The sequence below is a fragment of the Cupriavidus sp. OTU4054 genome, assembly GCF_038440175.1.
GTDB classification, from domain to species: domain Bacteria; phylum Pseudomonadota; class Gammaproteobacteria; order Burkholderiales; family Burkholderiaceae; genus Cupriavidus; species Cupriavidus pauculus_D.
In genome coordinates, this window is record NZ_JASATF010000039.1 from 39844 (window position 1) to 53916 (window position 14073).

The following is a 14073-nucleotide window of genomic DNA, read 5'->3' on the forward strand; positions in this document are numbered from 1 at the left end:
TGCGCGCTTATGCCGCGCGCAGGCTGCCCACCACCTTGTGCAGGAAGCGCTCGCACGCCTCGAGCTGGTCCAGCGCGACGAATTCGTCGGGCTTGTGCGCCTGCTGGATATCGCCGGGGCCGCAGACCACGGCCGGCACGCCCATCTGCTGGAACAGGCCGGCCTCGGTCGCATAGGCCACCTTGTTGATCTCGCGATCGCCGGTGAGCGCGCGCACGAGCTGCGTGATCGCATCCTGCTCCGCGGCATCGAGCGACGGCGCCGTGGCGATCTCCGTGATCACGAGGTCCGCATCGGCGTGCTCGCCGCGCATGCGCGGCAGCAGCACGTCGCCCGCGTAGGCCTGGATGCGGGAGATGATGCCCTTGGGATCCACGCCCGGCAGATTGCGGAACTCGAACACGAACTCGCACAGCGCGGGAATCGTGTTGATGGCGATGCCGCCCTGGATCGTGCCCGTGGAGGCCGTCGTGAACGGCACGTCGAACGCCTGATCGTACGGACCCTGCGCCTTGAACTCGTCGGCGATATCGCGGATGAAGCAGATGAGCCGCGCCGCGTACTCGATGGCATTGACGCCCTTGGGCGTCAGCGACGAATGCGCGGCCTGGCCCGTCACGCAGCAGCGATAGGCATTGATACCCTTGTGCGCGACGATCGTGCGCATGCTCGTGGGCTCGCCCACGATGCAGCCCGCGGGCTTTACGCCGAGGTCGCGCAGTTGCGCGAGCATGAACGGCGCGCCCATGCAGCCCACTTCCTCGTCGAACGAGAGCGCGTAGTGCACGGGCTCGCGCAGGCGCGTCTCGAGCAGCGTGGGCAGCAGCGACAGCGTGGTGCCGATAAAGCCCTTCATGTCGCAGGTGCCGCGGCCATAGAGCCTGCCATCGCGAATCACGGGCTGGAACGGATCGCTGGACCAGTCCTGGCCGTCCACGGGCACCACGTCGGTATGGCCCGACAGCACGATACCGCCATTGGTCTCGCCATTCGCGGCCGGCACCGTCACGAACAGGTTGGCCTTGTTCTTCTGCGGGTTGTAGCTCAGGTGCGGCTTCAGGCCGCGCGCGGCAAAGTGGTCGCGCACGGTCTCGATCAGGCCGAGGTTGGAGTTGCGCGAGGTCGTATCGAACGCGACCAGTCGCCTGGTCCATTCCAGCGCGCCGATGGCCGCATCGGTAGTGGTGGGGGCGTTCTCGCTGAGCGTTTCGGCTGACATTGGGGCGGTGTCCGGTTGAGTCGGTAGGAATAATGGTCGATGCTACACCCGCGGCGGCCGTCAGGCCAGCTGACGCAGCGTGTGCTTGATCGTCTGGGCGCGCACGGCGACATCGGGCATCTTCGCCTCGATGCGCAGCTTGTCCTGCCCCGCCAGCTTGATATGGCGGTTCTTCTGCACGAGGTCGATGATGCGAATGGCGTCGATGGGCGGGTTCGGCACGAACTGCATGCTGATGCTGGCCTCGCCCGCATCGATCTTGCGCACGCCGAGCGGCGCGGCCGCGATGCGCAGCCGGTGCGTTTCCACGAGCGCCTGCGCCTGCGCGGGCAGCCGGCCGAAGCGGTCGATGAGTTCTTCCTGAATATCGTCCACGCGCTCGGCCGTCTCGCAGTTGGCCAGGCGCTTGTACAGCGACAGGCGTTCGTGCACGTCGGCGCAGTAGTCGTTCGGCAGCAGCGCGGGCGTGCCGAGGTTGATCTCGGTGGTCGCCGCGAGCGGCGCCATCAGGTCGGGTTCCTTGCCCGCCTTGAGCGCCTTGACCGCGGCGTTGAGCATATCCGTGTACAGCTGGAAGCCGATCTCGTGGATCTCGCCCGACTGCTTGTCGCCGAGCACTTCGCCCGCGCCGCGGATCTCCAGATCGTGCATGGCGAGGTAGAAGCCCGCGCCGAGTTCCTCCATCTGCTGGATGGCCTCGAGGCGGCGCTGCGCCTGCTTGGTCAGGCCCTCGGGGTCGTGCACGAGCAGATACGCATAGGCCTGATGGTGCGAACGGCCGACGCGGCCGCGCAGCTGGTGCAGCTGCGCAAGGCCGAACTTGTCGGCGCGGTGGATCAGGATCGTGTTGGCCGTGGGGTTGTCGATACCGGTCTCGATGATCGTCGTGCACAGCAGGATATTGTCGCGCCGCGCCACGAAGTCCCGCATCACGCGCTCGAGCTCGCGCTCGTGCATCTGGCCATGCGCGACCGCGATACGCGCTTCCGGCACCAGTTCCGCCAGCTTCGCGCGCTTGTTCTCGATGGTCTCCACCTCGTTGTGCAGGAAGTAGACCTGGCCGCCGCGCTTGAGCTCGCGGAGTATCGCCTCGCGAATGACGCCGTCTTCCTCGCGGCGCACGAACGTCTTGATGGCCAGCCGCTTCTGCGGCGCCGTGGCGATGACCGAGAAGTCGCGCAGGCCTTCGAGCGCCATGCCGAGCGTGCGCGGAATCGGCGTCGCGGTCAGCGTCAGCACATCGACCTCCGCGCGCAGAGACTTCAGCGCTTCCTTCTGCCGCACGCCGAAGCGGTGTTCCTCGTCGATGATCACGAGCCCCAGGCGCTGGAATTTGACTTCCTCCGACAGCAGCTTGTGCGTGCCGATGACGATATCGACGGTGCCTTCGTTGATTTGCTTGATGGCGGCGTCGATCTCCTTCTTCGTCTTGAAGCGCGACAGCTCGACGATGCGCACCGGCCATTCCGCAAAGCGGTCCGACAGCGTCTGGAAATGCTGCTCCGCGAGCAGCGTCGTGGGCGCGAGCATCGCCACCTGCTTGCCGCCAAGCACGGCCACGAAGGCCGCGCGCAGGGCGACCTCGGTCTTGCCGAAGCCGACGTCGCCACAGACCAGGCGATCCATGGGCTTGCCCGAGGTCATGTCCGCGATGACGGCGGCGATCGCGGCCGCCTGGTCGGGCGTTTCCTCGAAGCCGAAGCTCTCGGCAAACGTCTCGTAGTCCTTCGGCGACAGCGGGAATGCAAAGCCCTCGCGCAGCGCGCGGCGCGCGTACAGGTTCAGCAGTTCGGCCGCGGTATCGCGGATCTGCTGCGCGGCGCGGCGCTTGGCCTTGTCCCACTGGCCGGAGCCGAGGTGATGCAGCGGCGCGGTATCGGGATCCGCGCCCGAATAGCGCGAGATCACGTGCAGCTGATGCACGGGCACGTAGAGCTTCGAGCCCTTGTCGTAGTCGAGGTGCAGGAACTCTTCCTCGCCATTGCCCATGTCGAGCGTGACGAGTCCCTGATAGCGGCCGATGCCGTGCTCGCTATGCACGACGGGGTCGCCCACCTTGAGCTCGGCGAGGTCGCGCACCATCGAGTCGACGGCGCTCGCCTGCTCCTGCTTGCGGCGGCCCGCGCGGCGCGCGGTGCCCGCGTACAGCTCGGCCTCGGTGACGAACGCGAACGGTCCCGCGGGTAGCGCGAAGCCCGTCTGCAGCGGCGCCACCGCGATCGAGAAATGCGCATCGCCGGCGAGGAACGCGGCGAAGTCATCGACCGGTTGCGGCCGCAGGCCGCTTTCGGCGAACAACTGCAGCAGCGTTTCGCGGCGGCCGGCCGAATCCGCGCACATGAGCACGCGCGTGGCCTTGTTCAGCAGCAGCGATTCGAGGTTGACGAGCGGATCTTCGGCGCGGCGATTGACCGAGACGTCGGGCAGGGCGGTGGCCGGGGACGGCACGCCAGCCTCGGCCTCGCGCTGGAGCACGAGGCGCGCGAGCGGCTTGGCGCCGACGAAGAACTGCTCCTCCGAGAGGAACAGGTCCGACGGCGGCAGCAGCGGGCGCTCGCGGTCGTGCCGCATGAACGTATAGCGCTGCGTCGTATCGGCCCAGAACCGGCGGATCGCCTCATCGACATTGCCCGAGAACGCGAGCTGCGTATTCGCGGGCAGGTAGTCGAACACCGTCGCGCTCGATTCGAAGAACAGCGGCAGGTAGTACTCGATACCGGCCGACGGCACGCCGTTGCCGATGTCCTTGTAGATCGGGGACTTCGTGGGGTCGCCCTCGAACAACTCGCGCCAGCGGCCGCGGAACGCGGTGCGCGCGGCCTCGTCGAGCGGAAACTCGCGGCCCGGCAGCAGCCGTACTTCCTTGACCGGATAGAGGCTGCGCTGCGTATCGGGATCGAACGCGCGGATGGTCTCGATCTCGTCGCCGAACAGGTCGATCCGGTACGGCAGCGCGGAGCCCATCGGATAAAGGTCGATCAGGCCGCCGCGCACGCTGTATTCGCCCGGGCGCATCACCGCGCTCACATGCTCGTAGCCCGCGAGCGTGAACTGCGCCTTGAGCGCGGATTCGTCGAGCCGCTCGCCCTGCTTGAAGAAGAATGTGTACGCCGCGAGGAACGACGGCGGCGCCAGCCGGTACAGCGCCGTCGAGGCGGGCACGATCATCACGTCGCACTGGCCGCCCTGGATATCGTGCAGCGTCGCCAGCCGCTCCGAGACCAGATCCTGGTGCGGGGAGAAGCTGTCGTACGGCAGCGTTTCCCAGTCTGGCAACAGCCGCACGCGCAGTTCGGGCGCGAACCATGGAATTTCCTCGGCCAGCCGCTGCGCGTCCGTGGCATTGGCGCAGACCACGGCGAGCATCGGCACCTGCGCGCCATGGGCGCGCATGTACGCGGCCACGAGCAGGGCATCGGACGACCCGGTCAGGCCGGTCACGGCATGACGCATGCCGGGCTTGATCAGCGGCAGCGGGAGAAAACCAAACGAAGCGGATGTGGTGTCGGGCATTGGCAACTGGGGCGCAACCTGGGTGAAGCTAAAGGGGCGATACAAAACGACAACGCCCCGCCGGCAGTGCGGGCGGGGGGTCATCGATCCGGCGTGCCCGGGGGCGCCGGTGTGGCGGCGGGCGAAGGCCATATTATAGAATGCGGACCGGCCACACTGCTGGCCGCTACCGAACCCGAACATCGCCCCCCGGAGAACCGTGTCCCATTCGCGTCCCGATAGCCGCCCCGAGCGCCCCGACCGAAGATTCGCCCTGATTCCCTGCGCGGGCACCGGCAGCCGCGCGGGCGGCACGGTCGCCAAGCAATACCAGACGGTCGCCGGGCGTCCGATGATCTGGTATGCGCTGGCGGCCTTCTCGGCATGCGACGCGATCTCCGCCACGGCGCTGGTGCTCGCGCCCGACGATATGCCGCTGGAATCGCGCTTCGGCGCGGCCACGTTTGCCGGCCTGCGCTTCGACACCGCGTTCGTCGGCGGCGACAGCCGCCATGCATCGGTGCTGGCGGGCCTGCATCACCTCGCGCAACTGGGTGCCGTCGATACCGACTGGGTGCTCGTGCACGACGCCGCGCGGCCGGGGCTGACGCCGGCCATGATCCATGCGCTCGTGCGCGCCGTGGAAGCCGATGGCGACGACGATCCCGATGCCGCCATCGGCGGCATTCTCGCGGTGCCCGTGCCGGATACGCTCAAACGCGCGGACGATGCCGGTATCGGTGCCAGCGTCGGTGCCAGAATCGGCACCACGGTCCCGCGCGACGGCCTGTGGCAGGCGCAGACGCCGCAGATGTTCCGCGTCGGTGTCCTGCGCGAGGCATTGCGCGACGCGATGGCGGCGGGCGCGGTGGTGACCGACGAAGCGAGCGCGATCGAACGGCTGGGGCTGCATCCGCGCCTCGTCAACGGATCGCTGCGCAATTTCAAGGTCACGTATCCCGAAGATTTCGCTTTGGCAGAAGTCCTGCTTGGCACCGGTGCCTCGCAGTAAGCTGCCCATTTTCAAGATTCGCAAGGAGTTGCATTGAATCCGTTCGATATCCGCGTGGGGCAGGGCTATGACGTGCACGCCCTGGTGCCGGGACGCAAGCTGATTCTCGGCGGCGTGGACATTCCCCACGATCGCGGCCTGCTGGGCCATTCCGATGCCGACGCGCTGCTGCACGCCGTCACCGATGCGCTGTTCGGCGCGGCGGGGCTCGGCGATATCGGCCGTCATTTCCCCGATACCGACGCGCAGTTCAAGGGCGCGGACAGCCGCGTGCTGTTGCGCGAGTGCGCGAAGCGCGTGCGCGCGGCGGGCTACGAAATCGGCAACGTGGACGCCACCGTGATCGCGCAGCAGCCGAAGCTTGCACCGCATATCACGGGCATGGTCACCAACCTGGCCGAGGATCTCGGGATCGATCCGACGCGTTGCAACGTCAAGGCCAAGACCAACGAGAAGCTCGGCTTCGAGGGCCGTCAGGAAGGTATCGTCGCGCAGGCCGCGGTGCTGATCTGGCGCCGCGGCGGCGACGCGCAGGACTAAGCCGCGTCAGGGAGCGGGCGCCGGCGATGGCGCCGCCGGCTCCTCGGGCGTGATCGGGTACACGTAGTCGATCAGGCGGGCCATCGCGCCGCTGCGCGCGCCGGCCTCGGTCCGCTTGGTGAAGCCCATCTGCTGGCAGAGCCGGTTGGCCGACTCCATCTCCGGCATCGCGCGCACGACCAGCGTGGTCGCGCCGATATCGCGCGCGCGCTGGATGCAGATCTGCATGAGTGTATGGCCAAGGCCCAGTCCGCGTGCCTGCGGACTGACCGACAGCAGCCGCGCCTCGGGCTGCGTCAGCGTGATCGTGCTGCCGTCGAGCGCGGGCAGCGTGGCGCCGGGATGGCAGAACAGCACCGCGCCGCTGATGCCGTGATCGCTCTCCGCGACCCACCACTCCATATCGGCGTTCTTCGACGCCGCCAGCACGGACTGCATGCCGCGCTGGAACGACGCACGGCAGTCTTCCATGATCTCGAGTTCGTACTGCGCGTAGGCCTGCTGCGTGACCGCGGCAATATCGCCCCAGTCGTGCGCGGCCGCGAGGCGGTACCGGAAACGGGGCGAGTTATGCGAAGGCAGGGTGCTCATGGTGAGTTGGTTTTGCCAGTCGTGCCGTCGATTGTATGCCTATCGACATGCCCGTGCAGCCTCGCAAAAACCTGTATTGCGAGAGAAAACAAAAAAGCCCGCTCCCCAATGCGGGGGCGGGCTGCGGGGGCCGCTCTGTGGCGGAGCGCTCGTTGTGCCGGGCGCCGATTGTGACGTACGTGACTGTGACGTCGATTACTGTGCAGCAATGACGTTGGCGGCCGCGCCGATCACGGCGGCGATGCGGCCCACGTCGCGCAGCTGCTGCGCGGACATGCCTTGCTCGTTCTTGAGCAGGTGATAGTGCGACTTCACGCAGAAATGGCACTTGCCGATGATCGACGCCGACAGGGCATACATCTCGAAGCGGCGCTTGTCCACACCACCATGGGTAGCGTAGGCATTCATGCGCAGGCCGGCCGGCTGGCTCGCCAGATCGGGATCGTCGGCCATCTCGATATACGGATACCAGACGTTGTTCATGCCCATCAGCGCGGCCGCGGTCAGCGCGGCGTTGGTTTCCTCGGGCGACAGCACGTTCGCATTGCGGATCGCATCGACGATCACACGGCTTTGCGCGGCAAACGCGGCGGCCAGCGCCACGCCCACGGCATCGTTGCCTTCCAGCGACGAACGCGCGATCGTTCCGTCGATGTTCAGGCGGATGTCCTTCGCGTAATCGGGAATCAGGTTCTTAATCGTGCTAAGGAATTCCATTTATTTCTCCTATCGGCAAGGGCTCAAAAAACCCGCATGTAGCGGGTTTCCGCGCGTGAAGCGGTCGGAGACCCCTTCACGCGATCGATGGCTATTACAGCGTGGCGCCGCCAACAGCGCGGTTGCACGGGCACAGCTCGTCCGTTTGCAGACCGTCCAGGATACGCAGCACTTCTTCCGGGTTGCGGCCGACGTTCAGGTTGTTCACCGAAACGTGCTGGATCACATTGTCCGGATCGACGATGAACGTCGCACGCAGGGCCACGCCAGCAGCCTTGTCACGCACGCCCAGCTGGTCGATCAGCGAGCCGGTCACGTCGGCGAATTGCCATTGGTCCAGCTTGTTCAGGTCCTTGTGTTCACGACGCCATGCGAGCTTCACGAACTCGTTGTCGGTCGAACCGCCCAGGACGATCGCGTCGCGGTCGGCGAAGTCGCCGTTCAGCTTGGCGAAGGCCACGATTTCGGTCGGGCACACGAAGGTGAAGTCCTTCGGGTAGAAGTAGATGACCTTCCACTTGCCTTCGAACGACTTTTCGGTGATGTCTTCGAACGCCGATTGGCCGTTCTCTTCGTGGTTGTTGAAACCAGGCTTCACACCAACGATCTGGAAGGCTTCGAGCTTGTCACCAACGGTCTTCATCAGACTTCTCCTAAATACGGTTGAAAAGAGAGGCTAGCGTTACGCGATTCGGTGAAATTCTCATGAATCGTGACACGCAACAGGGACGAATTATGCGCGGTCCTGCACCGGGGGGCCAATTGATAATCTCAAACAGGCCGATAGGCGCTGCACAATGACACCGCGCCGAGGCGATGTCTTGCCGCTTGCGAAGAGGGAAGTATGCCATGTGCGGACGCACATGGCATGGCTGCGAGGGAGGGGGAGATTCAGGCGGCGCGGAAGGCCTGTGCCTGGTTGCGCTGGCGGAAGATCGCCAGCGTGGCCCCGAGGCCGCACGCGGCGGCGAACATCAGCCAGAGGCCCGGCGCGGCCTTGTTGCCGGTGGCGTGGATCAGATACGTCGAGACGGCCGGCGTGAAACCGCCGAACAGCGCCGTGGCGAGGCTGTAGGCCAGCGAGAAGCCCGTCGTGCGCACCGCGGGCGGCATGACCTCGGCCAGCGCCACGACCATCGCGCCGTTATAGCTGCCGTACAGGAACGAGAGCCAGAGCTCCACCGTGAGCAGGCGGCCGAACGACGGTTCGGCGACGAGCCACGTCACGGCCGGATACGCGGTCAGCAGCGTAAGGATCGTGAACGTCACGAGCAGCGGCTTGCGGCCGATGCGGTCGGACACGGCGCCCATCAGCGGCAGCCAGATAAAGTTGGACAGGCCCACGCACATGGTCACGACGAGGTTGTCCACCTCGTCGAGATGCAGCACGGTCTTGCCGAACGTCGGCGTGTAGGCGGTGATCATGTAGAACGACACCGTGGTCATCACGACCATCAGGCAGCCCGCGATGATGATGCGCCAGTTGTCGAGCATCGAGCGGTAGATCTCGCGCGGCGTCGGGCGATGCTTGCGCGCGCGGAACGCTTCGGTTTCCTCGAGCGAACGGCGAATCAGGAACAGGAACGGCACGATCAGGCAGCCGATGAGGAACGGCACGCGCCAGCCCCATGCATCCATTTCGGCGGGGGCGAGCGTCGCGTGCAGCAGCACGCCGAGCAGGCCCGCGAAGATCACCGCGACCTGCTGGCTGGCCGACTGCCAGGCCACATAGAAGCCCTTGTGGCCGGGCTTGGCGATCTCCGACAGATACACGGACACGCCGCCGAGTTCGACGCCGGCCGAGAAGCCCTGCAGCAGGCGGCCGGCCAGGACGAGCAGCGGCGCGGCCACGCCGATCGTCGCGTATCCGGGCACGAGCGCGATCAGCAGCGTGCCGGCCGCCATCATGATCAGCGTAAGAATCAGGCCCTTGCGGCGGCCGTGATGGTCGATATACGCGCCGAGCACGATGGCGCCGAGCGGCCGCATCAGGAAGCCCGCGCCGAACGTCGCGAGCGACAGCATGAGCGAGGCGAACTCGTTGCCGCTGGGGAAGAACGTACGGGCGATGGCGGCGGCGTAGAAGCCGTACACCATGAAGTCGTACATTTCGAGGAAGTTGCCGCTGACGACACGGAATACGGTGCGGAAACCGTGCTGCGGTGCGGACGTGGCGGACGTGGTGGGGGTGTCGGCAGTGCCGGGGGTGCTGATTGACATGGGAGCGTCTCTCGCCATCGTCGGGACCGATGGCATCGTTATGTTGATGCCATGCAGTCTGCGCGCCGCCGCTGTCATTCCGCTGTCAACAGCCTTTCAACTTGATTTCAATGGCTGTCGAAAACCTGTCAATGGGCACGAATGTGCGCAAGACCGGTGCCCAACGCCAGGGGCTCAGGCGCGCCGGAAGTACGCGCTGATCACGAGGCCGCTGGCCGGCGCCTGCCGGTTGGCCAGCACGAGGCGGCCGCCGTTGCGCTGCAGGATGCGGTTCACGATCGACATGCCGAGGCCCGCGCCCTTGGCCTCGCTGCGCGCCGCGTCCAGCCGGTAGAACGGCCGGGTGAGCAGCGGCAACTGCGCCTCGGGCACGCCGGTGCCGTGGTCGGACACGGTCATGACCGCTTCCTTGTCCTCGGTGCGCGTGGTGATCTCCACCACGGCCATGCCGGTTTCCTCGTCCTTGGCATAGCGCCGCGCGTTCTCGACGAGGTTGTCGAGAATCCGCTGCACCTCCATGCGGTTGGCCATCGCCATGACGGGCCCGGTGCTGCGCACGTGCACGCGCACGTCGTCGTGCGCGGCCGCGTAGACGCCCACCGCGTCCTGCACGAGCGCGGACAGGTCCACCGGTTCCAGCGTTTCCTGCGCGGGACGCGCGTAGTTCAGGAACTGGCCGATGATCGCGTCCATCTGCTCGATATCGGAGATCATGGCCTCGCGCGTGGCCGCGTCGGCGGGCGAGAGCTCGGTCTCCAGCCGCAGGCGCGTAAGCGGCGTGCGCAGGTCATGCGAGATGCCCGCGAGCATCACCACGCGATCGTCGTCGAGCTGCCGCAGGTCGCGGACCATCTGGTTGAAGCTGTGGTTGGCCTGCGCCACCTCGCTCGCGCCATCCTCGTTGAGCAATGGCGCTTCGCCGCCGGTACCGATCTGGCGGGCGGCATTCGCGAGCCGCTTGAGCGGGTAGTTCACGCGCGCGGTGATGAAGGCCGCGCCGAAGATCGACAGCAGCAGCGCGGCGATGGTCCACCAGAGCCACTGGATACCGGACACGCGTTCGAAACGCTCGGGACTGATCGCGACCCAGTAGTCGTCGCCCTCGATCTCGAAGCTGACCCAGACACCGGGAATATCGTTGACCGTGGTCGCGATGACGGTGTCCTCGCCCAGGCGCCCGCGAATTTCCTGCTGCACGAGCTGCGTGAGGAACGGGTTCGCGGTGGGCACGGCGAAGTCGTCGTCCTTCTCGCGCGGATAGACCTTGATGCCTTCGTTCTGCACGAGGTCGAGCAGAAGGAACCGGCGCCGCGCGGGGTCGGAGTAGAGGAGAGCGGCACGCGTGAGCTTGACCACGCTGACGACCTGCATGGCGATCTGCTGGGCACGCGGTGCGCGTTCGAAGAGCCGATAGCTCTGGAACCAGATACCCAGCGAGATCGCCAGCAACAGGGCGATCAGCATGAAGGTTCGCCAGAATAGCGAACCGAAGAACCGCGTTGCGGTACGGCCTAGGGCGGTCGCCACGATACAGACTGTGGACGGACCGAATTACTTCACGCCATCGGGGATGAAGACGTAGCCGAGCCCCCAGACCGTCTGGATGAACCGGGGGTTGCCCGGATCCGGCTCGATCAGCTTGCGCAGGCGGGAGATCTGGACGTCGAGGCTGCGATCGAAGACTTCGTATTCGCGGCCGCGCGCCATTTCCATGAGCTTTTCGCGCGAGAGCGGCTGGCGCGGATGGCGCGCGAAGACCTTGAGCACCGAGAACTCGCCCGTGGTGAGCGTGATTTCCTCGTCGTTCTTGGTCAGCGTGCGCGTGGCCAGGTTGAGCACGAAGTCGCCGAACGCGAACGTCTCGGGCGTCTCCGACGGGGCGCCCGGCACTTCCGCCGGACCCTTGCGGCGCAGCACCGCGTGAATGCGCGCGATCAGCTCGCGCGGATTGAACGGCTTGGGCAGGTAGTCGTCCGCGCCCATCTCGAGGCCGACGATGCGATCGACATCCTCGCCCTTGGCGGTGAGCATGATGATCGGGGTCTGGTCGTTGGCGCCGCGCAGGCGTCGGCAGATCGAGAGGCCGTCCTCGCCCGGCATCATCAGGTCGAGCACCAGCAGGTCGAAACGCTCGCGCAGCCAAAGCTTGTTCATGGCCGTGGCGTTCTCAGCGACCAGCACCGTGAAGCCCTGTTCGCCGAGGTAGCGGCGCAGCAGGTCGCGCAGGCGGGGGTCGTCGTCCACGACGAGAATCTTGTGGCTCGTATTTTCCATGGCGGTATCTTAGCGACTATCGGTTTTGCTCAAAATGGCTTAACAAAACGTTACATACTTTACCCCGTGGTATGGCGGCGTGCATCAATAGTGCATTTACACTCCGCACACCGTTTAGGCAGGCAAGGATTTATGCCGCCCCGCCACGGGACAGACGATGGGAAGACGGCGGGAAATCGAAACCGACATTATCCAATGAAAGTGAAGCAATACCGGCACGGGCAAACCCTGCGTCGCGCAACATGCGCGCGGGCTGCGTCGATTGCCGGCATGGTCATTGCCGTTTGCCTGCTGCCGCACGCCGCGCGCGCCCAATCGGCGGGCATGGCCAATTTGCTCCACCATCCTCCCGCGCCGGCCTCTCCGGCTTCCCCTGCCTCCGACGGACGTGCCCATGCCAACGCCGCGCATGAACGGGCCGACCAGCGCGAGGCACGCGCCCGCGCCGAGAAATACCGTACCGAACGCGACATGGCCGAACGCGCGACGCGTCAGGGCCCCGGTGGCGGCAATCCCAAGCTGTCGCCCGACGAGCGCAAGACGCTGCGCAAGAATCTGTTCGACCTCAGCAAGGAAATGTACTCCGGCGGAGGCTGACCCGGTTTCACGCCCTGCGTTTTATCCGGCGTTCGCCCGGAAATGCCGCAGGAAGTCCACGAACGTCTCGGCCGCCAGCTGCGCATCTTCCGCCGTGATCGTCTCCAGCGGGTTATGGCTGATGCCGCCATTGCCGCAGCGCACGAACAGCATGGCCACGTCGGTGATCCGTTGCATCATCATCGCGTCGTGCCCGGCGCCCGACGGCAGCTCGAATGCCTCGAGCCCGCGCTTCTTCAGCACCGCCCCGAACTGATCCATGAGCCAGCGCGCGCACGGCGCGTTGTTGACCGGCGTGACGCGGTCCACGGTCGCCGACAGGCCACGCCGCGCGGCAATGGCCTGGATGCCCGCGAGGATATCGGCGATGGCGGCCTCGCGAATGCCGTCCTCGCCCGCGCGAATGTCCATCGAGAACACGCACGCGCCCGGAATCACGTTGCTGGAGCCGTTGGGCACCTGGAGCTGGCCGACCGTGCCGACGAGCGTGGGCACCTGCGCGCAGCGCGATTCCACGAGCAGCGTCATTTCCGCGGCGCCCGTGGCCGCATCGCGGCGCATGTCCATGGGCGTGGTGCCCGCATGGCTCGCGAGGCCTTCCACGCGCACCTGAAAGCGGCTGCTGCCCGCGATCTGCGTGACGATGCCGAGCGGCAGGCCGCGGTTGAGCAGCACCGGACCCTGTTCGATATGCACTTCGACGAAACCGGCCAGCGTGGCGGGATCGACGGCCGCTGCCCGCAATGCCGCCGCCTGGGCCTCCCCCGAACTGGCGGCACCCGGAAAGCCCGCGGCGCCGAGCGCGTCGCGCATCGAGATGCCATCGGTATCCTCGCGGTCCAGCAGCGCTTCGTCGAACCGGCCCGCGAGCACGCTGCTGGCGAGAAAGCTCGTCTTGAAGCGCAGGCCTTCTTCCTCCGCGAAGCCGACCACCTCGAAGTGATAGGGCAGGCGGATGCCGGCGGCGTTCAGCGCGCCCACCACGACGATCGGCAGCAGGATGCCGAGCCGGCCGTCATAGCGGCCGCCGTTGCGCACGGTATCGAAGTGCGAGCCCGTCATCAGGACTTTGGGATCGGTGGCGGACGGGTCCGCCGCGTAGCGTCCGATCACGTTGCCGATGGCGTCGATGCGCACCTGCATGCCGGCGTCTTCCATCCACTTGACGAGCTGCGCCTGGGTGGCGCTGTGCGCGGGCGTCAGGAACGCGCAGGTGAGCCCGTCTTCCATGTCGGAGAAGCGCGCGAGCGCGGCGGCGTGATCGAGGATCGTCTGGCCGAGAGTGGGGGTCATGATGTCTGGCGAAAGAATTTGGGGGAGCGTGCGTGGGGGAGCGTGCGTGGGGGAGTCGTGCGGACGCGATCACGCAAATTTCATCCACGTGCGCCATGCGATCCACAGCTTGCGCAGC

At 66.4% G+C, this 14073-nt stretch carries 12 protein-coding genes; 3 read left to right on the top strand and 9 right to left on the bottom strand.

The features are described from left to right. Positions 1–7 precede the first annotated feature (7 nt). Together argE and mfd are read right to left on the bottom strand one after the other, a co-directional pair. Positions 8–1219 carry an acetylornithine deacetylase gene (gene argE / locus AAHB16_RS29940; RefSeq protein ID WP_150371468.1) on the bottom strand — a complete coding sequence of 404 codons (1212 nt, stop codon included), beginning with the start codon at positions 1217–1219 and terminating at the stop codon, positions 8–10. 60 nt (positions 1220–1279) lie between these two features. Then, positions 1280–4732 carry a transcription-repair coupling factor gene (gene mfd, locus AAHB16_RS29945; protein WP_342052677.1) on the bottom strand — a complete coding sequence of 1151 codons (3453 nt, stop codon included), beginning with the start codon at positions 4730–4732 and terminating at the stop codon, positions 1280–1282. Between the two features lie 199 nt (positions 4733–4931). Between mfd and ispD the strand changes: the two genes are divergently transcribed. Further along, positions 4932–5723, top strand: a complete 792-nt coding sequence (ispD, locus tag AAHB16_RS29950) for a 2-C-methyl-D-erythritol 4-phosphate cytidylyltransferase (protein WP_342052678.1) — start codon at positions 4932–4934, stop codon at positions 5721–5723. A gap of 33 nt (positions 5724–5756) precedes the next feature. Then, the gene (gene ispF / locus AAHB16_RS29955; RefSeq protein ID WP_150371470.1) at positions 5757–6263 is read left to right on the top strand and encodes a 2-C-methyl-D-erythritol 2,4-cyclodiphosphate synthase; all 507 of its coding nucleotides are present in this window, start codon (positions 5757–5759) and stop codon (positions 6261–6263) included. A 6-nt stretch (positions 6264–6269) separates the two neighbouring features. Here ispF and AAHB16_RS29960 read toward each other — a convergent pair whose 3' ends face one another. The 6 genes from AAHB16_RS29960 to ompR form a co-directional block, all read right to left on the bottom strand. Beyond that, positions 6270–6854, bottom strand: coding sequence for a GNAT family N-acetyltransferase (locus AAHB16_RS29960; protein ID WP_150371471.1), 585 nt, complete (start codon positions 6852–6854; stop codon positions 6270–6272). A gap of 195 nt (positions 6855–7049) precedes the next feature. Continuing rightward, on the bottom strand, positions 7050–7571 hold the full coding sequence (locus AAHB16_RS29965) for a carboxymuconolactone decarboxylase family protein (RefSeq protein WP_150371472.1): 522 nt from the start codon (positions 7569–7571) through the stop codon (positions 7050–7052). 94 nt (positions 7572–7665) lie between these two features. After that, a complete protein-coding gene (locus tag AAHB16_RS29970) occupies positions 7666–8214 on the bottom strand; it encodes a peroxiredoxin (RefSeq protein WP_109580860.1) in 549 nt (182 codons plus the stop codon). A gap of 248 nt (positions 8215–8462) precedes the next feature. Next, positions 8463–9791 (bottom strand): MFS transporter, encoded by a 1329-nt coding sequence (gene tcuC / locus AAHB16_RS29975; protein ID WP_342052679.1) that lies wholly within the window; start codon positions 9789–9791, stop codon positions 8463–8465. 174 nt (positions 9792–9965) lie between these two features. Continuing rightward, the gene (locus tag AAHB16_RS29980) at positions 9966–11318 is read right to left on the bottom strand and encodes an ATP-binding protein (protein WP_150371474.1); all 1353 of its coding nucleotides are present in this window, start codon (positions 11316–11318) and stop codon (positions 9966–9968) included. 24 nt (positions 11319–11342) lie between these two features. Beyond that, entirely contained in the window at positions 11343–12065 is a 723-nt protein-coding gene (gene ompR / locus AAHB16_RS29985; protein ID WP_006576352.1) for an osmolarity response regulator transcription factor OmpR, read from the bottom strand. A gap of 270 nt (positions 12066–12335) precedes the next feature. Between ompR and AAHB16_RS29990 the strand changes: the two genes are divergently transcribed. Further along, positions 12336–12662, top strand: a complete 327-nt coding sequence (locus AAHB16_RS29990) for a hypothetical protein (RefSeq protein ID WP_223851414.1) — start codon at positions 12336–12338, stop codon at positions 12660–12662. A gap of 21 nt (positions 12663–12683) precedes the next feature. Here AAHB16_RS29990 and AAHB16_RS29995 read toward each other — a convergent pair whose 3' ends face one another. Then, entirely contained in the window at positions 12684–13955 is a 1272-nt protein-coding gene (locus tag AAHB16_RS29995) for a Zn-dependent hydrolase (RefSeq protein WP_342052680.1), read from the bottom strand. Positions 13956–14073: the final 118 nt, after the last annotated feature.

Excerpts from the sequence above, each read along its gene's own strand:
- tcuC (WP_342052679.1), bottom strand. The coding sequence starts at position 9,791 with ATGTCAATCAGCACCCCCGGCACTGCCGACACCCCCACCACGTCCGCC.
- AAHB16_RS29960 (WP_150371471.1), bottom strand. The coding sequence starts at position 6,854 with ATGAGCACCCTGCCTTCGCATAACTCGCCCCGTTTCCGGTACCGCCTC.
- argE (WP_150371468.1), bottom strand. The coding sequence starts at position 1,219 with ATGTCAGCCGAAACGCTCAGCGAGAACGCCCCCACCACTACCGATGCG.
- ompR (WP_006576352.1), bottom strand. The coding sequence starts at position 12,065 with ATGGAAAATACGAGCCACAAGATTCTCGTCGTGGACGACGACCCCCGC.
- AAHB16_RS29995 (WP_342052680.1), bottom strand. The coding sequence starts at position 13,955 with ATGACCCCCACTCTCGGCCAGACGATCCTCGATCACGCCGCCGCGCTC.
- mfd (WP_342052677.1), bottom strand. The coding sequence starts at position 4,732 with ATGCCCGACACCACATCCGCTTCGTTTGGTTTTCTCCCGCTGCCGCTG.
- AAHB16_RS29990 (WP_223851414.1), top strand. The coding sequence starts at position 12,336 with ATGGTCATTGCCGTTTGCCTGCTGCCGCACGCCGCGCGCGCCCAATCG.
- AAHB16_RS29965 (WP_150371472.1), bottom strand. The coding sequence starts at position 7,571 with ATGGAATTCCTTAGCACGATTAAGAACCTGATTCCCGATTACGCGAAG.
- AAHB16_RS29970 (WP_109580860.1), bottom strand. The coding sequence starts at position 8,214 with ATGAAGACCGTTGGTGACAAGCTCGAAGCCTTCCAGATCGTTGGTGTG.